This is a genomic window from Roseivivax sp. GX 12232, assembly GCF_021272185.1.
GTDB lineage: Bacteria > Pseudomonadota > Alphaproteobacteria > Rhodobacterales > Rhodobacteraceae > Roseivivax.
In genome coordinates, this window is sequence record NZ_JAJSEC010000001.1 from 699,670 (window position 1) to 719,574 (window position 19,905).

Below are 19,905 nucleotides of genomic sequence, written 5' to 3' on the forward strand. Positions count from 1 at the left end.
CGTCGCCGGGCGGCTTGGCCCGGAGCGGCGGCACCAATAGCGTGACGCGCGGCCCGCTGGCCCCGCGCGCCTCTCAATGCGCGAACCAGAGCACCACGATGCCGCTGGCCAGCGTCACTAGGCCCAGGAGCCGCCGGGTCTCGAGCGGCATGGCCGAGAGCGCCTCGAGCAGGCGTTCGACAAGCGAAGGGGCCAGCGCATAGGCCAGCCCCTCCACGATCAGTGCTCCGGCGAGCATGACAAGGACGATCTCGCCCGTCATCGCGCTCAGTTCGTCGGCTGGGCGCTGTCCTCGCCGTCCGAGGAGCCCTCGCCTTCGGTGTCACCCTCGGTGTCGGCTTCGGCCTCGCCGCCGCCTTCCACCTCTTCGGGCTCGGGCGCCGGGCCGTCGCCGACCGGGCCCATGCCGTCGCCTTCGGGGTCGATCTGGTCCCGCGCGCTTTCCGGCAGGTCGGGCGAGATCTCGGTCTCGGGCGCCAGCTCGCGCAGCCGCTCGATGTCGGTGTCCGAGATCTTCACCGCCGAGAGGCCCTCGGCCCGGATCGCGTCGAAGAGCGGGCCGACGAACTCGCTCTTGGGCGAGATCACCAGCGTCGAGTTGTCCCGCTGCAGCGAGCGTTCGAGCGCCGAGAGCGACCGGTAGAAGGAGAAGAACTCCGGGTTGTCGCCGAAGGCCTCGGCGTAGACGCGGTTCCGCTCGGCGTCGGCCTCACCACGGATGATGTCGGCCTCCCGCGTCGCGTTCGAGGTGGTCTCGACCACGGTCCGGTCGGCCGCCGCACGGACCCGCTGGGCCGCCTCGTTACCGCGGGCGATCTCGTCGGCGGCCTCGCGTTCACGCTCGGCGCGCATCCGCGCGAAGGTCGCCTCGAGGTTCTGCTGCGGCAGGTTGGTCTGCTTCAACCGCACGTCGACGATCTGCAGGCCGAGGCTCGAGGCCTCGCTGCGCGCCTGTTCGCGGATCCGCAGGGCCAGGCCGCGGCGTTCTTCGGACAGGATGGTGTCCGAGGTCACCTGATCGGCACCCAGCACCTCGCGGATCTGGGCGTTCAGGATCGAGGACAGCCGGTCCTCGGCGGCGCGGATGCCGCCGACGCCCACCGCCTGGCGGAACTGCACCACGTCGGAGATGCGGTAGCGCGCGAAGGCGTCGACCACCAGGCGGCGGTCATCCGAGGGCGTGACCTCGATGGTCTCGGTGTCGAGCGACAGGATGCGGTCGTCGTATTTCACCACGTCCTGGATGAAGGGCACCTTGAAGCCCAGACCGGGCTCCTCGCGGACCTGCTTGATCTGGCCGAACTGGAGCACCAGCGCCTTCTCGCGCTCGTCGACGATGAAGATCGCCGAGAGGAAGACGAAGATCGCCGGCACCAGGACCAGCAGAAGGAGATTGAGCTTTTTCATCAGTTCGACCCTCCCGACTGCTGGGACTGGTTGCCGCGCCGGTTCAGCTCGTTGAGCGGCAGATAGGGCAGCACGCCCTGGCCGTTGCCGCCCGCGGCCTCGTCGAGCACGATCTTGTCGATGTCGCCGAGCGTGCGCTCGATGGTCTCGAGGTAGAGACGGCGCTGAGTCACTTCCGGGGCCTCGTTGAATTCCTGCGCGACCGAGATGAAGCGGGACGCCTCACCGATGGCCTCGTTGACGACGCGGGCGCGGTAGGCCTCGGCCTGTTCCAGCGTCTGCGCCGCTTCACCGCGGGCCTCGGCGAGGACGCGGTTGGCATAGGCGTCGGCCTGGCGCTGCAGGCGGTCGCGTTCCTGTTCGGCGGCCTGCACCTCGCGGAAGGCGTCGATCACCTCGTTCGGCGGGTCCGCCTGGTCGAGGTTCACACGCACCACGTTGATGCCGCTGTCGTATTCATCCAGCGTCTCCTGGATGTTCTGCAGCGCCGTATCGGCGATCAGACCACGGTCGCGGTTGAGGATCGGGGCCAGGTTCGAGGCCGCGATGATCTCGCGCATGACCGATTCCGACACCGCCTGCACGGTGAGCTGCGGGTCGCGGATGTTGAACAGGAGCTTGGCGGGATCCTTGATGTTCCAGACCACCTGGAACTCGATGTCCACGATGTTCGCATCGGTGGTCAGCATCAGCCCGTCGCCGTTCTGGCCGCGGCGCACGCCGATGTTCTCGGTCCGCTCGGAGGTGACGTTGACCACCTCGTAGCTCATCACCGGCCAGGGCGCGAAGTTCAGGCCCGGATCGCCGGTCGAGGAGTATTCACCCAGGAACAGCTCCACAGATTGTTCTTCGGGACGCACGGTGTAGAGGCTCGAGAAGAGCCAGACGCCCAGCACCACGGCACCGCCGAGGATCAGCGTGCCGCGCGAGAAGCCGCCCGGCCCGCCGGAGCCGCCGCTGCCGCCCTGGCCGCCGTCGCCCTTGCCGCCCATGAGGACGCGCAGACGCTCCTGGCCCTTGCGCACCAGCTCGTCGATTTCCGGCATCTGGTTGTTGTCCGGGCGCCGGCCACCGCCGCCGCCTCCCTGCGGGCGCTGGGGGCCGTTGTCCCTGCCGCCCGAGCCGCCGCCGCCGCCCCAGGGGCCGCCGCTATTTCCAGCCATCGTAATCCTTCCCTTTGGTCATCGCCGGTTCCTGTCCTTTTAGCTGTGCAGGCCCGGCCTCATTTCAAGCTGTGCGCACCGGCTGGCGCATGGTCACGATCTCTTCGGACATCGTCGGATGCACCGCGCAGGTGCGGTCGAAGTCCTCTTTTGTGGCGCCCATCTTCACCGCGACGCCCGCGAGCTGGATCATCTCGCCCGCGCCGGGCGCGACGATATGACAGCCCAGGACCGTGCGGTTTTCCTTCGAGACCACCAGTTTCATCAGCACTCTATCGGGTTTTCCGATGAAGGCCGAATGCATCGGGCGGAAGGAGGTGCAATAGACCTCGACCTCTTCCTGTTCGGCGGCCTTCTCCTCGGTCAGCCCGACCGAGCCCAGTTCCGGCTGGGTGAAGACCGCCGAGGGGATCAGCGCGTGATCGACCGGCGTCGGGTTGCCCTTGAAGACGGTCTCGACGAAGGCCATGCCCTCGCGGATCGCCACCGGCGTCAGGTTCACCCGGTCGGTCACATCGCCGATGGCATAGACCGAGGGCACCGAGGTCTGACTGTAGTCGTCGACCTCGACCTTGCCGCCGCGGCCGAGGCGCACGCCGGCGTCCTCGAGGCCCATGCCCGAGGAATTGGGCGCCCGCCCGGTGGCGAAGAGCACCGCGTCGAAGACCTTCTCGCGGCCCGAGGTGGCCTTGACCCAGACCGGGCCGGTCTTGCCTTCGGCCGACCGGCCCTGGCCGGTGCCCTTCATGCTGCTGTCGCCGACCATGGCGCCGGTCTCGCCGACGCCGGCGCCCATGTGGGCGGCATCGGCGTCACGCGCCTCGGCCTCGTCGGCGGGGCACATCTCGACGATGTTGGTGCCGGTGTGCAGGTCGATGCCGCGGGTCTCCATGGCGTCGGCGATGAGCCCGCGGGCCTCGTCGTCGAAGCCGTTCAGGATCTGCGCGCCGCGGATGTATTGCGAGACCTCGACGCCGAGCCCGTGCAGGATGCAGGCCATCTCGCAGGCGATATAGCCGCCGCCGACGATCAGGACCGACTTCGGCAGCTCGTCCATCAGGAAGATGTCGTCAGAGACCATGCCGAGATCGGCATTGGGGATGTCGGGCCGGACCGGGTGGCCGCCGGTGGCGACGAGGATGTGCTTGGCGGTCTTGGTGGTGCCGTCGGAAAGCTCGACCGTATGGGCGTCGCGCAGGGTCGCGCGGGTGTCGAACCGCTCCACGTTGGCCTTGTCGAGAAGGCTCTTGTAGACCCCCTCGAGCCGGTCGAGCTCGGTGCGGAGCTGCTTGGAGAAGACCGTCCAGTCGAAGCCGTCGGCCTGCATCGACCAGCCGTAGCCGCGGGCCTCTTCGGGGACGTGGCAGAACTCGGAGGCGAAGACCATGAGCTTCTTCGGCACGCATCCCCGGATCACGCAGGTGCCGCCGTAGCGGCTTTCCTCGGCCAGGGCGACGCGGGCGCCGGCCTCGCTGGCCGCGATCCGGGCCGCGCGCACGCCGCCGGAGCCGCCGCCGATCACGAAGAGATCGTAGTCGAAATCGCTCATGCCTCACCCTATCAGCCGTTTGCGGGCATGGTAGACCACAGGGCCGCGGTGAAGGCCAGCCGCCAATGGGTCAAAGCCCCGTGCGCGAGGGGTGACGTTAGGCGCGGAAATCGGCCGCTGGGCGCCGCCCCCGGCCCCTAGGCCGGCTCAGTCCGAGAGGTCGCGGAAGAGGTTGTCGTCCTCGACGAAATCGAGCCGGTTCTCGGTCACCGTGCCCTCGTTGATGTCGCGCGTCTCGACCCGGCCGTCGCCGTAGCCCACGATCACCTTGTCGCAGATGTCGATGAACAGCCCGTTCTCGACCACCCCGGGCATCTGGTTCAGCACCAGCGCCATCTGCCGGGCATTGCCGATCCGGCCCAGGTGCAGGTCGACGATGTAATTGCCCTCGTCAGTGATGAAGGGCCGGTCGCCCGTCATCCGCAGCGAGCTTTTGCGCCCCATGACGTCCATGGAGATCAGCGTCTCCTCGATCAGCGCCTGGGTGGTCTGCCAGCCGAAGGGCACGACCTCGACGGGCAGCGGGAAATGCCCCAGTGCCGAGACCTCCTTGGCGGCATCGGCGATCACCACCATCTGGTCCGAGGCGGTGGCCACGATCTTCTCCTGCAGAAGCGCGCCGCCGCCGCCCTTGATCAGGTTCAGGTCGCCGTCGAACTCGTCGGCGCCGTCGATAGTCAGGTCGAGCCAGCGCGCCTCGTCGAGCGAGATCACCTCGATCCCGACCTCGCGGGCCAGTTCGGCGGTGCGCGTCGAGGTCGGCACGCCGCGGATCTCGAGCCCGTCCTCGCGGACCATCTCGCCCAGGCAGCGCACCAGCCAGGCGGCGGTCGAGCCGGTCCCGAGGCCGACACGCATGCCGTCCTGCACCAGTTCGGCAGCGGTCTTGGCGGCCACGAACTTGGCCTTGTCAATGGGCGAGAGCTCTGTGGACATGCGATCCCCCGGATGTAAGCAGCGCCGCCCTTATAGGACGCAAGCCCGGCAGGTGCGAGGGGTCATTCGGGCAGGGAGGCGCGAAAATGGCGCCCCGGGGCGGCAATCGGGGGCCAAGGGGCGCCCGGCCCGCTGCACTGGCCAGCCCGCCCGGGATGTGGGAAACCCGGCGGAAAGTGCCGCTTTCGGACCATGGCGCGCGCGCCGCGCCGCTATGGTGGCGGCGGATCTGCAAGGGAGAACCGCGATGTTCCTGTCGGTCTTCGAGATGTTCAAGGTCGGGATCGGCCCGTCCTCCTCGCACACCATGGGCCCGATGGTCGCCGCGGCGCGCTTTCTCGCCGCGATGCGGGCCTCGGACTACAGCTTCCGCGGGCTGCGCGCCTCGCTGCATGGCTCGCTGGCCTTCACCGGGCACGGCCATGCCACCGACCGCGCGGTGATCCTGGGGCTCGCGGGCTTTGCCCCCGACAGCTACGACGCCGAGAAGGCCGAGGCCGCGCTCGCGCGCATCGCCGAGACCAAGCGGGTGACGCCCGAGGGGCTGCCCGAGCTGACCTTCGACCCCAAGACCGACCTGGTCTTCGACTATGACGAGAGCCTGCCCGGCCATGCCAACGGCATGCGGCTCGCCGCGACCGACGCCCAGGGCGACGTGCTTTTCCAGGAGGTCTATTACTCCGTCGGCGGCGGCTTCGTCCTGACCGAGGCGGAACTGGCCGAGGGCCGCGACACCGACCAGGGCCCGCCGGTGCCCTACCCCTTCAAGACCGGCGAGGAGATGCTGGGCATGGCCCGCGCCTCGGGGCTCTCGGTGGCGCAGATGAAACGCGCCAACGAGCTGTCGCGCGGCCCGCGCGCCAAGCTCGACCAGGGGCTGACCCGGATCTGGGAGGTCATGGAGGGCTGCATCGACCGCGGGCTCGCGGGCGACGGGCGGCTGCCGGGCGGGCTCGAGGTGCGCCGCCGGGCCGGCGCGATCCGCGAGGCGCTCGAGGCCGAGCGCGGCATGAACCTCACCGCGCCGCATACGATCAACGACTGGATTTCGACCTATGCCATGGCGGTCAACGAGGAGAACGCCGCCGGCGGCCAGGTGGTCACCGCGCCGACCAACGGCGCGGCGGGCGTGGTGCCCGCGACCATCCGCTACTGGCTCGACCATGTGCCCGGCGCCTCGCGCGAGCGGCTGCCGGACTTCCTGCTGACCGCCGCGGCGATCGGCGGGCTGGTGAAATACAACGCCTCGATCTCGGGCGCCGAGGCCGGCTGCCAGGCCGAGGTCGGCGCCGCGGCGGCCATGGCGGCGGCGGGGCTCTGCGCGGTCCTGGGCGGCACCCCCGAGCAGGTGGAGAACGCCGCCGAGATCGCGCTCGAACATCACCTCGGCATGACCTGCGACCCGGTGAAGGGCCTCGTGCAGGTGCCCTGCATCGAGCGCAACGGCCTTGGCGCGATCAAGGCCGTCTCGGCGGCCTCGCTGTCGCTGAGGGGCGACGGGCAGCACCTCGTGCCGCTCGATGCCTGCATCGAGACCATGCGCCAGGTCGGTGCCGACATGTCCGAGAAATACAAGGAAACCTCGCTCGGCGGGCTGGCGGTCAACGTGCCCAATTGCTGATTGCCGCGCGGCACCCCCGGGCCTAGTGTCTTCGGTCTAGACGGATCAACGGGCGGATCATGGTGGCGGACGGCAGTTCAGACAGGGAAGACGCGCTGACCGACTACCGGCGGATGCTCCTGATCCGCCGCTTCGAGGAAAAGGCCGGCCAGCTTTTCGGCATGGGCCTGATCGAGGGCTACTGCCATCTCTGCATCGGCCAGGAGGCGGTGGTCGCGGGGCTCGAACGGGCGCTGCGCCCGGGCGACCGGCGCGTCGCCTCCTACCGCGCGCATGGACACATGCTGGCCGCCGGAATGGAGCCGGGCCGGATCATGGCCGAGCTTCTGGGCCGCGCGGCGGGCTATTCGCGGGGCCATGGCGGCTCGATGCATATGTTCAGCCCGGACGACGGCTTCTACGGCGGCCACGGGATGCTGGCCGCCCAGGTGCCGATCGGCGCCGGGCTGGCCTTCGCCGAGCGTTACAGGCGGTCGAACAACATCACCGTGGCGAGCTACGGCGATGTGGCCGCGAACCTCGGGCCGGTGGCCGAGACCTATCACCTGGCCGCGCTCTGGGCGCTGCCGCTCCTCTTCGTGATCGAGAACAACCAGGACGGCGCGGCGCGCAGGGGCCCGGGCCTCAGCGACCGCGCGGCGGCCCATGGCATTCCCGTGGCCCGGGTCGACGGCATGGATGTGACCCGCGTCGCCGAGGCCGCCGAGACCGCGGCGCTGCACGTCCGCGCCGGCAAGGGCCCCTATCTGATCGAGGCGCAGACCTACCGCTACCGGGGCCATTCCATGGCCGATCCGGCGAAATACCGCACCCTCGACGAGATGCAGAAGGTCCGCGCCGAACGCGACCCGATCGCCCGCGAACGCGCCCGGCTGGTCACCGAGGGGCTGTCGGAGAAGACCCTCAAGGAGGTCGACGCCGAGGTGAAAGAGGTTGTGACCGCGGCGGCGGAGTTCGCCCGCGCCAGCGCCCCCGCCCGCCCCGAGGGCATCGCCCCGGCGCTTTCCGCCGAGGTGCCGCGATGAGCCGCGAGATCACCATGCCCGCGCTCTCGCCCGCCATGGAGGAGGGCCGCCTGGCGCGCTGGCTCGTCGCCGAGGGCGACTTCGTCGAGGAAGGCGACGTGATCGCCGAGATCGAGACCGACAAGGCGGTGATGGAGTTCGAGGCCCCGGCCTCGGGCGTGATCGACGCCTTCCTGGTCACCGAGGGCGGCGCGATGATCGCCGTCGAGACCCCAATCGCCCGGCTGCGCGACGGGGGCGCTGCGACGCCGCCCCCGGCGGAGGCACCCGCGCCGACGCCCCCGGCCAAGACCCGCCCGCGCCGCGCCCGCGCCGAGGCCCCGCAGGAGACCGTCCGCGAGGCGCTCCGCCAGGCGCTCATCGCCGAGATGCGCGAAGACGAAAGCGTCTTTCTCATCGGCGAGGAGGTCGGCGCGGCCCATGGCGCCTACAAGGTCAGCCAGGGGCTGATCGAACGCTTCGGCGCGGCCCGGGTGATCGACGCGCCACCCTTGCATTCGGCGATCATGGGGCTGGCCACGGGGGCTGCCTTCGCCGGGCTGCGCCCGGTGGTCGAGGTGCTGAACCTCTCCTACGCGCTGCAGGCGCTTGATCCCTTGATCAACTCCGCCGCGATGACCGGCAGCATGTCGGGCGGCACGCTCGACTGCCCCCTGGTCCTGCGCGGCCCGCATGGCGCGGGCGAGCGCATGGGCGCCCAGCACAGCCATGATTTTGCGGCCCTTCTGGCGCGGGTGCCGGGACTGAAACTGGCCGCCCCCTATGCCGCCGAGGATGCGGGGGCGCTCTTGCGCGCGGCGATCCGCGACCCCGGGCCGGTGGTGCTTCTGGAAAGCGACCGGCTATACGGCCAGGCCTTCGAGGTGCCCGAGGCCCCCGCCCTGCCCTGGGGCCAGGCGCGGATCTGGCGCGCGGGCGAGGATGTGACGCTGGTGGCCTATGGGCCCGCGGTGGGGCTGGCCCGGACGGCCGCCGAGCGGCTCGAGGACGAGGGCGTCTCGGCCGAGGTCATCGACCTGCGCTGCCTGCGCCCCTGGGACCGCGAGACGCTTTTGGAGAGCCTGAAGAAGACCCACCGCTGCGTGGTGATCGAGGAAGGCTGGCCGGTTGCAAGCTTCGGCAAGGAGATCGCGACAACGCTCGTGCAGGAGGGCTTCGACTGGCTCGACGCGCCCATCGCCACGCTCGGGGCGGCAGACCTCGCCCTGCCCGCGGCGGGGCCGCTCGAGGATGCCGCCCTGCCCGGGGTCGAGGCCGTCCTGCGCGCCGCGCGGGCGGTGCTTTACCGATGAGCACGGTCGAGGTCCTGGGCCGCGACGCCGCGCGCGAGGCTTACCGGGTCCGCACCGAGGCGGGCACGGCGCTGGTGCCCGAGGTCTTGATGCAGGACCTGCGCCCCGGCGAGCGGCCGAGCCACCAGGAGGCCTACGAATGGATCGCCCGCCACCGCCGCGAGATCGCGCGGGCGGTCGCGGCGCTGGCCTCGGGCGCGGAGCCGCGCGCGCCTTTCGAGATCGTGACCCTGGAGCGCGGCGCATGAGCCGGGTCTTCGCCTCGCCCTATGCGCGCCACCTCGCCAAGGCGCGGGGGATCGACCTTGCGGGCCTGCGCGGGTCGGGCCCCGGCGGGCGGATCGTGGCGGCGGACTTGGAGAAAGCGGCGGAGGTGGCAGCGGCGGCGCAGTCGGAGCAAGCGCAAGCGCGGGTCGAGCCAGCGCAGGCGCCGAGCCCCACGCCGGGCGACCTGCCCCCGGCCCCCGCCGCCATCCTAAGACGCAGCGTCGAGACCGCCGGACCTTTGAGCGCCGCCGAGCGCGCGGCGCGGATCGCCGCGGTGGCGGAGGCCACAGGCGCGGGCGCGCTGCCGCTGGTCGACCTGGCCGATCTCGGCGTCGAAAGCCTCGATCCCGCCCTGCCGGAGGGAGCCTCTCTCGCGCTGGGTGTCGGAGAAATGGCAGGCCGCCTTACGCTGGCCCTGGCGCTGGCGCCGCGGGGCCCCGCGGCCGAGGCCGCCGCGCGGCTCCTCGACCGCATCGCCCGGGCGCTTGCGGCACCCGGGGAATAAGGCCCGGGCCTTAGCCCTTGCCGGCGAACAGGTGATCCATGCTGACCGAGGGCTGGTCGCAGCCCGCTTCGCCCACGATGCGCGCGGGCACGCCCGCCACGGTCTTGCAGGGCGGCACCTCGTCCAACACCACCGAGCCCGCCGCGATCCGCGAGCAATTGCCGACCCGGATGTTGCCCAGCACCTTGGCGCCCGCGCCGATCAAGACGCCGTCGCCGATCTTGGGGTGGCGGTCTTCCTCTTCCTTGCCGGTGCCGCCCAGGGTCACCGAATGCAGCATCGAGACGTTGTCGCCCACGCGCGCGGTCTCGCCGATGACGATGGAATGGGCGTGGTCGATCATGATGCCCCGGCCGATCTTGGCGGCGGGGTGGATGTCGACGCCGAAGACCTCGGAGCAGCGCATCTGGAAAAGCGCCGCCAGGTCGCGCCGTCCCTCGCGGTAGAGCCAGTTCGCCACGCGGTAGGATTGCAGCGCCTGGAAGCCCTTGAAAAACAACAGCGGCTGCACGAAGCGGTGGCAGGCCGGGTCGCGCTCGTAGACCGCGACGATATCGGCCCGCGCGGCCAGCGCCAGGTCGGGGTCCGAGCCGTAAGCCTCGTCGCAGATCTCGCGCAGGATCTGCTCGGAAATCTCGCCCGAGGTCAGCTTCACCGCGATGCGGTAGCTCAGGGCCCGCTCGATGGTCTGATGGTGCAGCACCGAGTAATGCACCATCCCGCCGAGCAGCGGTTCGTCAGAGACGATTTCCTCGGCTTCTTCCATGATCCGGGTCCAGACCGGATCGATTTCTTTGAGGTTCGTCCTGGTTTCCGCCATGGCGTCTCTCCTTTGCCGCCGGGACCTTATCAGATAGGGTCGGGGAAGCGAAACGCCAAGCTGTGAGACAAGGGATCACAACCTTGAATGACCAGGATCTCGCGCGCTTCCGCCACCTGATCGAAGAGCGGCTGGCCGCGCTGGACGAAGAGGACCGGCTGGGCCGGGGCGGGCAGTCGACGGTGGAGCTCGATCAGCAGGCCGTGGGGCGGCTGTCGCGGCAGGACGCGCTGCAGAGCCAGGCCATGGCCAAGGCCACCCAGGCCCGGCGCGACGGGATGCGCCACGGGCTGGGGCTGGCGCTCGAGCGCATCGCCGAGGGCGAGTTCGGCTATTGCGAGGACTGCGGCGAGGAGATCGCCGAGAAACGCCTGGCGCTCGATCCGACGGCGCGGCGCTGCATCTCCTGCGCCAGTTGAGCCGCCTGCCTCAGGCGGTGATCACCAGTTCCGCCGCGGGCCCCGGGCCGAAGCGCGCCGAGAGCTGCGCCACCGAAAGCGTCACCGGCCCGCCCGCCAGGTCCGCAGCGCGGTCGGGCCCGGGGTAGGTCCAGGCCGGCGTCACGACCTCGGCCTCGCGCAGAAGCACGCCGGCGCGGCTGATCCGCACCAAGTAGGCCTCGCGCTCCTCGCCCAGCGGCACCTCGGGCCGGTCCCAGTCGTCGCCGTCGATCCGGGTCCGGCGGATCCAGCCGATCGCCAGGTCGCCGCCCGATCCCTGGGCGCTCAGGTGCACCGGCGCATAGGGCCGCAGGCCGATCCCCTCGAAGGCATGCACGACATGGGCATAGGTCGGATCGTCGATGGGGCGCGAGGCCGGGCCGTAGCGGTAATGCCGGGGCTGGCGCCGCTCGCTCGCGGCGAGGTCGATCTGCTCCAGCGCTCCGCCCAACCGCACGATGCGCGAGCCGGCGGGCCAGACCTCGGGCATCAGCGCGTCGCTGCCCGCCTGCCCGCGCAGCCGGGCCGAGAGAAGCCAGCGCCCGCCGCCCAGCGCCTGGACGTCGCGGGCCTGGAAGACCTCCCAGTTGCCGGGGCTGCCGTCGCCCAGCGCGAAGGCATTGCCGCCGCCGAAGAGCGCCGCCTCCGAGATCGACTGCAGCGCCCCCGGCCCCAGCGCCACTTCGAGCGCCGGGCCCATGTCGTAGCGCCCGGCGGGCGCGCGCAGCAGCGGGCTTTGCGTCTCGCCCATGAGCGCCCGGCGGGGCAGCAGCCGGTTGAGCCGGTAGTCCGCATCCTCGAGCGCCGAGAAGAGCGCCACCGGCCCCGGCCCGGGCCAGGGCTCGGCGCTGGCGGCGACATGCGGGGCATGGGGCAGCTCGTCCCCGGTCAGGAGCGGCAGGTCGAGGAAGACCGCCGTGACCGGGGTCGCGGCCAAATAGGGGGTCAGCCGCGCCGGACTCTCGGCCATGGCGGCGGGAGTATAGGCGGCGGGGTCGATGCGCACCGCCTCGATGAGTTGCCGGTCGGTGACCTCGACCCGGTCGACGCGGGCGGTGACGGGGCCGCCCGGGCCGGGCAGCGCCAGCACGTCGCCCGCGCGCAGGCCCAGCCCCGAGGGCGGCAGGGCCAGGCTCAGCCTGTCGCGCGCCAGCCGCGCCTCGGCGAGCCAGCGCTCCACCACCTGCCGCCCCTCGGCGCGGGTCAGCGCCAGGGTGACCTCGCTTTCCGCCACCGCATGGGTGCGGTCCTGCGGCAGGACGGCCTCTTCGGCGACGGTGTCGTGATCGCCCTCGGCCTCGTAGAAATGCAGCCGCACCCGCCCCGACAGCGCCGCCTCCCCGGCGCGGGTCTGGACCAGCGGCTGGTCGAGGTCGGGGTGCTCGGCGAGCCGCTCGGGGTCGAGCGCCTGTGCCTTGCGCCCCTCGCGCATGAGGAAGACCAGGCAGCCCTCGCGCTCCACCGCGTCGAAGCCATAGACCAGCATCAGGGGCTGCAGCGCCTGGCGGGCGTCCGAGACCTCGGGGATCACATAGCCGCGCACCATGCCCACGAGGTCGCTGGTGTCATAGGCGGTCAGCCCCGCGCCCGCGCAGATCTCGGCCACGACATCCGCCAGCCGCCGCGAGGAGAGCCGCCCGGTGATCCAATGCCCGCGCCGGTAGTTGACCCCGTCGCTCCAGCGTTCGGTGAGGCTCGGGAACCAGGGGAAGGGCCGCGCGTCCCAGGCCCAGACGAAGGCGCGGGACATCTCGACCATGGGCCCGCCGTAGAGCGGCGAGACCGGGTTGTTGGCGGGATCGCCCCAATGCAGGTGCATGGCGCGCAGATACTGGCGCTGGATGTCCTCGTCCGGGAGCCCGTTCGAGCCGCGCGGCAGGGCGCTTTCCGAGGACTTCGGGTCAAGGAAGACATTCGGCTGGTTGGTGCCCTTGTCGACGGCGGGGCAGCCAAGCTCGGTGAACCAGATGGGTTTCGAGCCCGCGACCCAGGCGGTCGGCGCGGCCTGGCGGATGCCGCCGATGCGGTCGTGGTGCGAATGGCTCCACCAGCCCTGCAGGTCCTTGGTGCGGAACACCCAGTCCTCGCCATGGGCGCTGTCGCGGATCGGGCTGCGGCGTTGGGCGGCCTCGGCCTCGGGGCTCGAGTAATACCAGTCGAAGCCCTCGCCGCCCTCGATATTGGCGTCGAGATAGGACAGCTCGTGCACCCGGTGCCAGCCGGCCTCCGCGTCGAGGTGGTCCGCGCCCTCGCGCCAGTCGGAGAGCGGCATGTAGTTGTCGATGCCGATGAAATCCAAGTCCGGGTGTGCCCAGAGCGGGTCGAGGTGGAAATAGAGATCCCCCGAGCCGTCCTCGGGCCGGTGGTTGGCGTATTCGGACCAGTCGGCGGCATAGGTCAGCTTGACCTCGGGGCCGAGGAGCGCGCGCACCTCGACCAGCAGATCGGTGAGGCCCGTGACAAAGGGAAAGCCCTCGTGGTCGCGGATCGCGGTCAGCCCGCGCAGCTCGGAGCCGATGCAGAAGGCCTCGACCCCGCCCGCCGCCCGGGCCAGCGCGGCCTGGTGCAGGATGAAGCGCGAAAAGCTCCATTCGGCGGGGCCGGAATAGGTGATCTTGCGCCCGCTGACGGTGAAATCCGCCGCCCGCGCGGTGCCGAGGAAAGCCGCCACCTCGGCCCGGGCCAGCGCGGTGCCCTCGGTCGAGCCCGCCTGCCCCGGCGCGCGGGCCAGGGTGATCCGCCCACGCCAAGGGAGCGGCGGCTGTTCGGCGCGGCCATAGGGGTCGGTCTTGCCGTTGCCCGCGAGCTGGTCCATCAGGATGAAGGGGTAGAACATCACCGCCTTGCCGCGCGCCTTCAGCGTCTCGATCGCCTCGATCACCGCGCCGTCGGCGGGGGTGCCGCCGTAGACCGGCTTGTCGTCCAGATGCGGCACCTGGAAGGCGCTGGTACGGGTCAGCCCCGCGACCGACCAAGGCATGCCGCCGGCCTCGTCGGTGCGCTGCTCGACCTTGGGGCGCAGCTCGCAGAGCCCGCAGCGCAGGTCATCGCCGAACCAGCTGACCACCAGCGACACCGCCTCGCAGCCCGGCGCCTGGTCGCCCAGCGCATCGAGCGCGCGGGTCAGATCGGCGACCTCGGCGGCGGTGGTGACATTGATGGCGCCCGAAGGATCGCTGCCGCCGCCGTAGTAGAGCTTCGATGTGGCCAGCGTGTATTCGCCGCTGCCCGGCAGAAGCGCCACACCTTTCAGGAGCGCGGGCATGTCGTCCTCGGCGGTGGCGGGTTTGACCACCTCGAAGGAGAGCTGCGGCACCCGGTTGCCGAAATCCTCGAGCTTCAGATCCTCGATCACCACGTAGGCGGTGCCGCGATAGGCGGGCACCTGGCCCGCGCCCTCGACCGCCTCCATCTTGGGGTCGGGCATCTGGTCCGCATCGCCGGTGTAGACCCGGATCATCAGGTCCTCGAGCGAGATCTCCACCCCATCCGCCCAGGCCCGGGTGACCCCGGCGATGGGCCCTTCGCAGAGCGCCAGCGCCAGGCTGACCGAGTAGTGGTAGGTGGTGATCTCGGGCGTCGCGGGCGCGCCCTTGCCGCCGTCGCCGCCCTCGGTGCGGGTGGTCTCGGTGAAGCCGGTGGTCCAGATCACCTGCCCGCCGACCCGCGCCCGGCCCCAGAGCCGCGGGATCGCGCGGCCCTCGCCGGAATTGGCCAGGTGGAAGCGTTCGACCCGGCCGGTCTCGACCCTCTCGCTGCCCTGGCCGAGCAGCGACTGGTCGATCGCCCGGCCCAGCGCCGCCCCCGCGAAGCGCCCCCAGGCCACCATGGAGAGCCCCAGGAAGGAGCCGCCGAGCGAGCCGCCGAAGGCCGCGCCCGCGGCGGAGAGAAGGATGGTTGCCATCAGTCGGGACCTTTCGCGGGGTCGGGGAAGGAGAAGCGCGCCACCACGCGGCGGGCCCAGGGCGCGGTGAGCGCCGATTCGACGACGCCATGGCCGGAATAGGCATGGATGAAGCGCGGCGCTTGGCCCGCCTCGGACAAGAGCCCCAGGTGCTTGGCGACCGCGCCCGCGCGCATGCGGAAAAGCAGGATCTGCCCGGGCTGCCAGGGGGCCTCGGGGGCCACGGGGGTCAGGTGCCGCAGCGCCGCCTGCCAGAGCGCCTCTTCGCCCCGCGGCTCGGCCCAGTCGCGGCTGTAGGCGGGCACTTCCTCGGGCTCGGCGCCGTGCCGCTCGCGCCAGAGCCCCCGGATCAGCCCGAGGCAGTCGCAGCCCGCGCCCCGGACCGAGGCCTGGTGCAGGTAGGGCGTGCCGATCCAGCCGCGCGCTTCGGCCACGATGCGCGCCCCGCTCATCGCCGGCTCCCGCCCGAGGTCTCGCCGGTATTGGCGGGATGCACGACCAGCCAGTCGTCCCCGGGAATGTCGGGAAAGCCCTGGTAGTTCAGGAGGTTGTCGAACTTCTCGCGGCAGGTCTCGAACCGCTTGTCGCAGCCCGCCACAAGCCGCAGCCCGTCGCCGGAGGCCAGCGGCGCGCGCAGGGGCTCCCAGAGGGTCAGCCTCCGGGTCATGCCCTCAAGGCGGTCCTCCTTGATCCAGCCGGACAGCCCCGCAGCCGCCCCCGAGGTCACCTCGAGCCGCCCGCGCGCGAACCAGCCGTCGGCGAAGCCGCCCGCGTCCTCCAGCATGATCGCCCCCTCGGCATCCTCAGCCCCGAGCGGCCCCTCCCAGGCATAGCCCGGCGCCCCGGTGTCGACGCGGCAGCTGGCATCGCCCAGGACCGCCGTGCAGGGGCGCTGGAAGATCCGCCCCATGGGCCGGTTGAGCCGGTCCGAGAGGCCGCGCAGCTCGGCCTGGAAGGTGCCGCCCGCGCGGCGGATCTCGCCGATGGTGCCGCGAAACAGCACCTGCCGCGCGGTGATGTCCTGCCAGTTCACCAGCCAGGCCAGCACCTCGGCGCCGTCGTAGCGCCCGGCCTCGATGTCGGCCTCGGAGATCGCCGCATCCGACAGCGCGCCCAGCGCCTCGGAATTGTCGACCGACAGGCCGCTGCCCTGTTCCAGCGCCCGGGCGGTCAGCCCGGTGTCGGCGCGGAAGGTCAGCCCGCCGAAGGCGAGGTCGCGGTCGTGATCGGTGAAGCCCAGCCGCAGCCCGTCGGGGCGCGTCACCTCCCAGCAGCGCACCACATGGGTGACCCCGCCGCCCAAGTGATCGAGCAGCGCCGCGCCCTCGCCCTGCCCGCTCATGCCCGCACCTCCACGACCGGCACGTCGGGCACTTCGCCGGCCTGAAAGGTCGCCGCGCTGCTGCGGATCGCATCGGTGTCGAAGCGCACCGGCACGTCGAACTCGAAGCCCGCGGTCACCGCCACCCCGGCGATCGGCGGCTCGAAAAACCGCACCAGCCCGGTGGCGTGGTCGACGGTGAAATCCACCCCGGCGCTGCGTTCGGTGTCGTGCAGGCCCAGGCGCACGCTGCCCGGCACCGGCTTGGTGATCTCGCGCCGGTAGCTCTGGGCGCCCGAGCGGTAGAGCTTGACCAGCTGGAACTCCGCGGTCTCGCCGTCGCCCTCGGCGATCACCTGGTCCTCGAAATGCACTGCGCGCGAGGGGGCGCAGGACTTGAAGTCGGCCCAGTCCTTCCAGCGGAAGGCATGCAGCCGCCCCTGCCGGGCCTCGAAGAAGGCCACCACCTCGGCGATGTCGTCGGGCGCGCTGAGGCCGACGCCCGCGTCGTAGCGGCGACGCGACTGCGCCCAGGGGGTGTTGCGCTCTTCGTGGCCGTTGGCGAGGGTCACCACCTCGGTGCGGCGCTCGGGCCCGCCCAGCGCGCCGAAGCTCAGCCGCGGGGGAAATCTCACGTCGTGGAACATCGCTTGGCCCCTCCGGCTTAGCGGTTGCGCCCGCCCTGGCCGATCATCCGCGCCATGCGGGCGGCGATCTGGCTTTGCGAGCGTTCGAAACTGGCAAGATCGGGGGTGGTGACATGCATCACCACCTGCACCGGGGCGCCTTGGGCCCCGCCCGCGCGCACGCCGAGCTTGCCGTCGGCACCGCGCGCCAGCGGCAGGATCGCCTCGGGCCCGGCCTCGCCCATGAGCCCCATGCCGCCGCGCATCGGGAAGCTGACCGGCCCCGAGACCACCCCGCCCGAGGCGAAGGGCATGACCCGCCCCTGGGCGAAGCCCGCGCCCTTGGCGAAGGGCGAATGCGCGCCGAGGACCGCGTTGACCCCGCTCGAGATAAGCCCGCCCAGGTGATCTGTCACCGGGTCGATGGCGGCGCGATAGGCGGTGTCGACCATGGCCTGGGCGACCTGGTTCAGCGCCTGGCTGAGGCTCATCCCGTCGAGGATCACCCCGTCGATCGCCGAGGACAGCCCCGAGGACAGCGCCCGTTGCAGCCGCCGCACCCCGCCGCCGGTGGCCGCGAAGGTCTCGTGGATGCGGCGCATCTCGGCGTTGAAGCCCGCCGCCATGCCGCTGGCCCCGGCCAGGGCGGTGTCGAGCGCGTCGATCTCGGCTTCGAAGGTCTCTGGGTCGGTCATGGGCGGGTCTCCTTGGGCAGGTCGGGAAAGGCGTGCATCAGCGCATCGAGCCGCGCGCGGCCCATGGGCGGCGGCCCGGCGCGGGCGCCGAGGATCAGCCGCAGCTCGGCGGGGGTCAGGGCCCAGAACCGCTCGGGCGAGAGCCCGCCGGGCGGGGCCAGCATGGCGCGCATCAGCCCGGGCCAGTCGAAGCGCGCGCTCATCCCGCGCCCCCTTCGTCCGGCAGCGCGAAGGCGCGGGCTAGCAGCAACGCGGCGGCGCGGGCGGCGGCCACCGGCCCGCCGGCGATCTCGGCGGCCATGAGGTCGCGCGGCCCGCCCTGCCAGCCGCCGCCGCGCAGCCCCGCGACGATCAGCGCCAGCACGTCGCGGCTGGAAAAGCGCCCGGCCTCGAAGCGTTCGGCCAGGGCCACCAGGCTGTCGGTGCCCAGCGCCGCCTCCAGCTCGGCCAGCGCTCCGAGCGTCAGCCGCATGACATGGGCCCGCCCGTCGATCTCGATCTCCACCTCGCCGCGCCAGGGGTTCGCCATGGGCTCAGCCCGCGTCCGCGACGAAGTTCAGCAGCCCCGCCGAGGCGAGCGAGACCTCGAAGGTCGCCTCGCCGTCGTGGGTGCCGGCATATTCCAGCGCGGTGAGCTGGAAGGGTCCGGTGATCGTGCCGAAATCCGGGATCACCACCTGGAAGTCGGGCGTCTCGGCGGCGAAGAAGATCTGCCGGGCGCGTTCGTCGGTGGCGGCGTCGCGGAACACCCCCGAACCCGAGAGCGCGGCGCTTTTCACCCCCGCCCCGCCCAGGAGCTCGCGCCAGCCGCCCTGGCTTTCGAGCGAGGTCACATCGACCTGCTCGGCGTTGAAGGCGATACGCGTGGCGCGCAGCCCCGCCATGGTGACGAACTGGCCGTCGCCGGTCTGGTCGACCTTGATCAGAAGGTCCTTGCCGTTCTGGGCGCTCATGGTGCTCTCCTTTGGGGGATCTGTCTCAGGTGGCCTCGACGCGGGCGCGGTAGCGCAGCGCGATGCGGCGGCGCCCGTCGCGGGCGTGGCGAGCCTCGGCCTTGCGGAAGGTGAGCGCGACAAGCCGGCCCTGGCCAAGGGTCAGCCCCGGGGCCTCGAGCGCCGCGCCGATGGCGGCGGCCGCGCGCTTGGCGTCGCGGAAGCCCGCGGCGCTGGAGAAGACGTTGACCTCGACCTCGTGCCAGGCGCCCCGGCCGCCCATGTCGGAGGCGTCGCGCACCACCTCGGGGCCGAGAGTCACATAGGTCTCGGGCAGCGCGCCCTCGGGCAGGGCGTCGTAGACATGGGCACCGACCAGCGCGGTCAGCGCGGGATCGCCGCTCAGCCGGGCGAAGAGTGCCGTTTGCAGCGCCTCGGAGATCGCGTAGCTCATGCGCCCGCCCTCTCTTCCACGGTCAGGACCAGGTAGCGGGCGGCGGCATCGGCCTCCTGCACCGCGAGGATCTCGAGCACCCGCCCGCCGAGCCGCAGCCGGTCGGTGACCCGTGGGCGCGAGGCGCTGCCCTCGGGCAGGGCGCGGATGGTGACGCGGTAGCCGGCCCGCGCCAGCGCCCCGCCCGCGCCGCGGCCCTCGCGGCCCGCGCGCGGCGTCATCTCGGCCCAGAGCGTGCCGAGTGCCTGCCAGCCGCCCGCCTGACCGCCCGCGCCGTCGGGCGCGGTCAGCCGGCGTTCCAGCGTCACCCGGCGCGAGAGTTTGGGCGCGCTCATGCCGAGAACCCCAGCCGCACCGGGCGGTAGCGCGCAAGCAGGCTCGAGACCCCGAAGGGCATGCAGCCCGCGGGCAGCGCCGTGTCGGTCCGGTGGTCGTAGAAATGCGTCGCCAGCATCAGCACCGCCTGGGCGAGATCCGGCGGCAGCGCGTCGAAATCGGCGCCATAGCCCGCGGTGAAGCGCAGCTCGGCGCTGCCGCCCTCGGGCACGGCGGGCAGCTCGGGGCCCAAGGGGCAGACGCGCGCACCCTGCCCGTCCCGGTCGAGCCGGTAGCGCGTCGCGGGCACGAGTTCTGCCGCACCGGTGCGGTCGATCAGGGTCAGGCTCTCGATCGCCGTGACCGGGGCCAGGCCCAGCGCCTGCCCCTCGGCCCGGCGCCAGGCCGAGAGCGTCAGCAGGAAGCGCCGGGCGATCAGCGCGCGGGCGGTGCGGCCCTCGATGGCGGTCAGCGCGGCGCGCAGGAAGGAGGCCAGGACCGCGTCCTGCAGGTCGTCCTCGGCAAAGCCCGAGCCCATCCTGAGGTGCCGCTTCAGCGCATCGACCGGCAGCGCGGCCTCGGGCACGGGGGTCTCTTCGGTCAGCATCATGGCGGGGGGTGTCCTCGGATCGG

23 protein-coding genes are annotated in these 19,905 nt (G+C 71.8%); 6 read left to right on the top strand and 17 right to left on the bottom strand.

All coding sequences use genetic code 11. The features are described 5' to 3' along the window. Window positions 1–73: 73 nt before the first annotated feature. The 5 genes from LR948_RS03190 to rpiA form a co-directional block, all read right to left on the bottom strand. A complete protein-coding gene (locus tag LR948_RS03190; protein WP_232752472.1) occupies window positions 74–262 on the bottom strand; it encodes a DUF2065 domain-containing protein in 189 nt (62 codons plus the stop codon). A gap of 5 nt (window positions 263–267) precedes the next feature. Further along, window positions 268–1,407: a protease modulator HflC gene (hflC, locus tag LR948_RS03195; RefSeq protein WP_232752473.1), complete on the bottom strand. Its 1,140-nt coding sequence runs from the start codon at window positions 1,405–1,407 to the stop codon at window positions 268–270. Further along, window positions 1,407–2,570: an FtsH protease activity modulator HflK gene (gene hflK, locus LR948_RS03200; protein WP_232752474.1), complete on the bottom strand. Its 1,164-nt coding sequence runs from the start codon at window positions 2,568–2,570 to the stop codon at window positions 1,407–1,409. The genes hflC and hflK overlap by 1 nt, the downstream gene beginning before the upstream one ends. Window positions 2,571–2,634: 64 nt before the next feature. Further along, window positions 2,635–4,119, bottom strand: coding sequence for an FAD-dependent oxidoreductase (locus tag LR948_RS03205; protein WP_232752475.1), 1,485 nt, complete (start codon window positions 4,117–4,119; stop codon window positions 2,635–2,637). Window positions 4,120–4,266: 147 nt separating this feature from the next. Continuing rightward, complete coding sequence (gene rpiA / locus LR948_RS03210) at window positions 4,267–5,055, bottom strand: ribose-5-phosphate isomerase RpiA (protein WP_232752476.1); 789 nt, start codon at window positions 5,053–5,055, stop codon at window positions 4,267–4,269. Between the two features lie 247 nt (window positions 5,056–5,302). Here rpiA and LR948_RS03215 point away from each other — a divergent pair, with 247 nt between their 5' ends. Genes LR948_RS03215 through LR948_RS03235 form a run of 5 tightly spaced genes read left to right on the top strand, consistent with a single transcriptional unit; the run spans window position 5,303 to window position 9,765 of the window. Further along, the gene (locus LR948_RS03215; protein WP_232752477.1) at window positions 5,303–6,676 is read left to right on the top strand and encodes an L-serine ammonia-lyase; all 1,374 of its coding nucleotides are present in this window, start codon (window positions 5,303–5,305) and stop codon (window positions 6,674–6,676) included. Between the two features lie 59 nt (window positions 6,677–6,735). Further along, window positions 6,736–7,701 (top strand): thiamine pyrophosphate-dependent enzyme, encoded by a 966-nt coding sequence (locus LR948_RS03220; protein WP_232752478.1) that lies wholly within the window; start codon window positions 6,736–6,738, stop codon window positions 7,699–7,701. Then, entirely contained in the window at window positions 7,698–8,993 is a 1,296-nt protein-coding gene (locus LR948_RS03225; RefSeq protein WP_232752479.1) for a pyruvate dehydrogenase complex E1 component subunit beta, read from the top strand. Before LR948_RS03220 ends, LR948_RS03225 begins: the two co-directional genes overlap by 4 nt. Then, entirely contained in the window at window positions 8,990–9,241 is a 252-nt protein-coding gene (locus tag LR948_RS03230; protein WP_232752480.1) for a hypothetical protein, read from the top strand. The genes LR948_RS03225 and LR948_RS03230 overlap by 4 nt, the downstream gene beginning before the upstream one ends. Then, window positions 9,238–9,765, top strand: a complete 528-nt coding sequence (locus LR948_RS03235) for an E3 binding domain-containing protein (RefSeq protein WP_232752481.1) — start codon at window positions 9,238–9,240, stop codon at window positions 9,763–9,765. Before LR948_RS03230 ends, LR948_RS03235 begins: the two co-directional genes overlap by 4 nt. 10 nt (window positions 9,766–9,775) lie before the next feature. Here LR948_RS03235 and cysE read toward each other — a convergent pair whose 3' ends face one another. Continuing rightward, window positions 9,776–10,585, bottom strand: a complete 810-nt coding sequence (cysE, locus tag LR948_RS03240) for a serine O-acetyltransferase (protein WP_232752482.1) — start codon at window positions 10,583–10,585, stop codon at window positions 9,776–9,778. Window positions 10,586–10,668: 83 nt separating this feature from the next. On the opposite strand from cysE, the gene LR948_RS03245 reads away from it, so the two are divergent. Beyond that, complete coding sequence (locus LR948_RS03245; RefSeq protein WP_232752483.1) at window positions 10,669–11,004, top strand: TraR/DksA family transcriptional regulator; 336 nt, start codon at window positions 10,669–10,671, stop codon at window positions 11,002–11,004. Window positions 11,005–11,014: 10 nt separating this feature from the next. On the opposite strand, the gene LR948_RS03250 is transcribed toward LR948_RS03245, so the two are convergent. From LR948_RS03250 to LR948_RS03300, 11 genes are read right to left on the bottom strand one after another with little or no spacing between them, the layout of a single operon-like run. Next, complete coding sequence (locus LR948_RS03250; RefSeq protein WP_232752484.1) at window positions 11,015–14,929, bottom strand: glycoside hydrolase TIM-barrel-like domain-containing protein; 3,915 nt, start codon at window positions 14,927–14,929, stop codon at window positions 11,015–11,017. After that, on the bottom strand, window positions 14,929–15,381 hold the full coding sequence (locus tag LR948_RS03255) for an NlpC/P60 family protein (RefSeq protein WP_232752485.1): 453 nt from the start codon (window positions 15,379–15,381) through the stop codon (window positions 14,929–14,931). Before LR948_RS03255 ends, LR948_RS03250 begins: the two co-directional genes overlap by 1 nt. Continuing rightward, entirely contained in the window at window positions 15,378–16,271 is an 894-nt protein-coding gene (locus LR948_RS03260) for a DUF2163 domain-containing protein (RefSeq protein ID WP_232752486.1), read from the bottom strand. Before LR948_RS03260 ends, LR948_RS03255 begins: the two co-directional genes overlap by 4 nt. Next, window positions 16,268–16,897, bottom strand: coding sequence for a DUF2460 domain-containing protein (locus LR948_RS03265; protein WP_232752487.1), 630 nt, complete (start codon window positions 16,895–16,897; stop codon window positions 16,268–16,270). The genes LR948_RS03260 and LR948_RS03265 overlap by 4 nt, the downstream gene beginning before the upstream one ends. Before the next feature lie 17 nt (window positions 16,898–16,914). Continuing rightward, window positions 16,915–17,571, bottom strand: a complete 657-nt coding sequence (locus tag LR948_RS03270; protein WP_232752488.1) for a phage tail tape measure protein — start codon at window positions 17,569–17,571, stop codon at window positions 16,915–16,917. After that, window positions 17,568–17,774 carry a phage tail assembly chaperone gene (locus LR948_RS03275; protein ID WP_232752489.1) on the bottom strand — a complete coding sequence of 69 codons (207 nt, stop codon included), beginning with the start codon at window positions 17,772–17,774 and terminating at the stop codon, window positions 17,568–17,570. Before LR948_RS03275 ends, LR948_RS03270 begins: the two co-directional genes overlap by 4 nt. Beyond that, complete coding sequence (locus tag LR948_RS03280; protein ID WP_232752490.1) at window positions 17,771–18,100, bottom strand: gene transfer agent family protein; 330 nt, start codon at window positions 18,098–18,100, stop codon at window positions 17,771–17,773. Before LR948_RS03280 ends, LR948_RS03275 begins: the two co-directional genes overlap by 4 nt. A 4-nt stretch (window positions 18,101–18,104) precedes the next feature. Beyond that, window positions 18,105–18,524, bottom strand: coding sequence for a phage major tail protein, TP901-1 family (locus LR948_RS03285; protein WP_232752491.1), 420 nt, complete (start codon window positions 18,522–18,524; stop codon window positions 18,105–18,107). Window positions 18,525–18,549: 25 nt separating this feature from the next. After that, window positions 18,550–18,957 (bottom strand): DUF3168 domain-containing protein, encoded by a 408-nt coding sequence (locus tag LR948_RS03290; RefSeq protein ID WP_232752492.1) that lies wholly within the window; start codon window positions 18,955–18,957, stop codon window positions 18,550–18,552. After that, on the bottom strand, window positions 18,954–19,292 hold the full coding sequence (locus tag LR948_RS03295) for a head-tail adaptor protein (protein ID WP_232752493.1): 339 nt from the start codon (window positions 19,290–19,292) through the stop codon (window positions 18,954–18,956). The genes LR948_RS03290 and LR948_RS03295 overlap by 4 nt, the downstream gene beginning before the upstream one ends. Beyond that, entirely contained in the window at window positions 19,289–19,882 is a 594-nt protein-coding gene (locus LR948_RS03300; RefSeq protein WP_232752494.1) for a head-tail connector protein, read from the bottom strand. The genes LR948_RS03295 and LR948_RS03300 overlap by 4 nt, the downstream gene beginning before the upstream one ends. Between the last annotated feature and the right edge of the window lie 23 nt (window positions 19,883–19,905).

Coding starts and splice junctions, on each gene's coding strand:
- LR948_RS03190 (WP_232752472.1), bottom strand. CDS start 262: ATGACGGGCGAGATCGTCCTTGTCATGCTCGCCGGAGCACTGATCGTG.
- hflC (WP_232752473.1), bottom strand. CDS start 1,407: ATGAAAAAGCTCAATCTCCTTCTGCTGGTCCTGGTGCCGGCGATCTTC.
- hflK (WP_232752474.1), bottom strand. CDS start 2,570: ATGGCTGGAAATAGCGGCGGCCCCTGGGGCGGCGGCGGCGGCTCGGGC.
- LR948_RS03205 (WP_232752475.1), bottom strand. CDS start 4,119: ATGAGCGATTTCGACTACGATCTCTTCGTGATCGGCGGCGGCTCCGGC.
- rpiA (WP_232752476.1), bottom strand. CDS start 5,055: ATGTCCACAGAGCTCTCGCCCATTGACAAGGCCAAGTTCGTGGCCGCC.
- LR948_RS03215 (WP_232752477.1), top strand. CDS start 5,303: ATGTTCCTGTCGGTCTTCGAGATGTTCAAGGTCGGGATCGGCCCGTCC.
- LR948_RS03220 (WP_232752478.1), top strand. CDS start 6,736: ATGGTGGCGGACGGCAGTTCAGACAGGGAAGACGCGCTGACCGACTAC.
- LR948_RS03225 (WP_232752479.1), top strand. CDS start 7,698: ATGAGCCGCGAGATCACCATGCCCGCGCTCTCGCCCGCCATGGAGGAG.
- LR948_RS03230 (WP_232752480.1), top strand. CDS start 8,990: ATGAGCACGGTCGAGGTCCTGGGCCGCGACGCCGCGCGCGAGGCTTAC.
- LR948_RS03235 (WP_232752481.1), top strand. CDS start 9,238: ATGAGCCGGGTCTTCGCCTCGCCCTATGCGCGCCACCTCGCCAAGGCG.
- cysE (WP_232752482.1), bottom strand. CDS start 10,585: ATGGCGGAAACCAGGACGAACCTCAAAGAAATCGATCCGGTCTGGACC.
- LR948_RS03250 (WP_232752484.1), bottom strand. CDS start 14,929: ATGGCAACCATCCTTCTCTCCGCCGCGGGCGCGGCCTTCGGCGGCTCG.
- LR948_RS03255 (WP_232752485.1), bottom strand. CDS start 15,381: ATGAGCGGGGCGCGCATCGTGGCCGAAGCGCGCGGCTGGATCGGCACG.
- LR948_RS03260 (WP_232752486.1), bottom strand. CDS start 16,271: ATGAGCGGGCAGGGCGAGGGCGCGGCGCTGCTCGATCACTTGGGCGGC.
- LR948_RS03265 (WP_232752487.1), bottom strand. CDS start 16,897: ATGTTCCACGACGTGAGATTTCCCCCGCGGCTGAGCTTCGGCGCGCTG.
- LR948_RS03270 (WP_232752488.1), bottom strand. CDS start 17,571: ATGACCGACCCAGAGACCTTCGAAGCCGAGATCGACGCGCTCGACACC.
- LR948_RS03275 (WP_232752489.1), bottom strand. CDS start 17,774: ATGAGCGCGCGCTTCGACTGGCCCGGGCTGATGCGCGCCATGCTGGCC.
- LR948_RS03280 (WP_232752490.1), bottom strand. CDS start 18,100: ATGGCGAACCCCTGGCGCGGCGAGGTGGAGATCGAGATCGACGGGCGG.
- LR948_RS03285 (WP_232752491.1), bottom strand. CDS start 18,524: ATGAGCGCCCAGAACGGCAAGGACCTTCTGATCAAGGTCGACCAGACC.
- LR948_RS03290 (WP_232752492.1), bottom strand. CDS start 18,957: ATGAGCTACGCGATCTCCGAGGCGCTGCAAACGGCACTCTTCGCCCGG.
- LR948_RS03295 (WP_232752493.1), bottom strand. CDS start 19,292: ATGAGCGCGCCCAAACTCTCGCGCCGGGTGACGCTGGAACGCCGGCTG.
- LR948_RS03300 (WP_232752494.1), bottom strand. CDS start 19,882: ATGATGCTGACCGAAGAGACCCCCGTGCCCGAGGCCGCGCTGCCGGTC.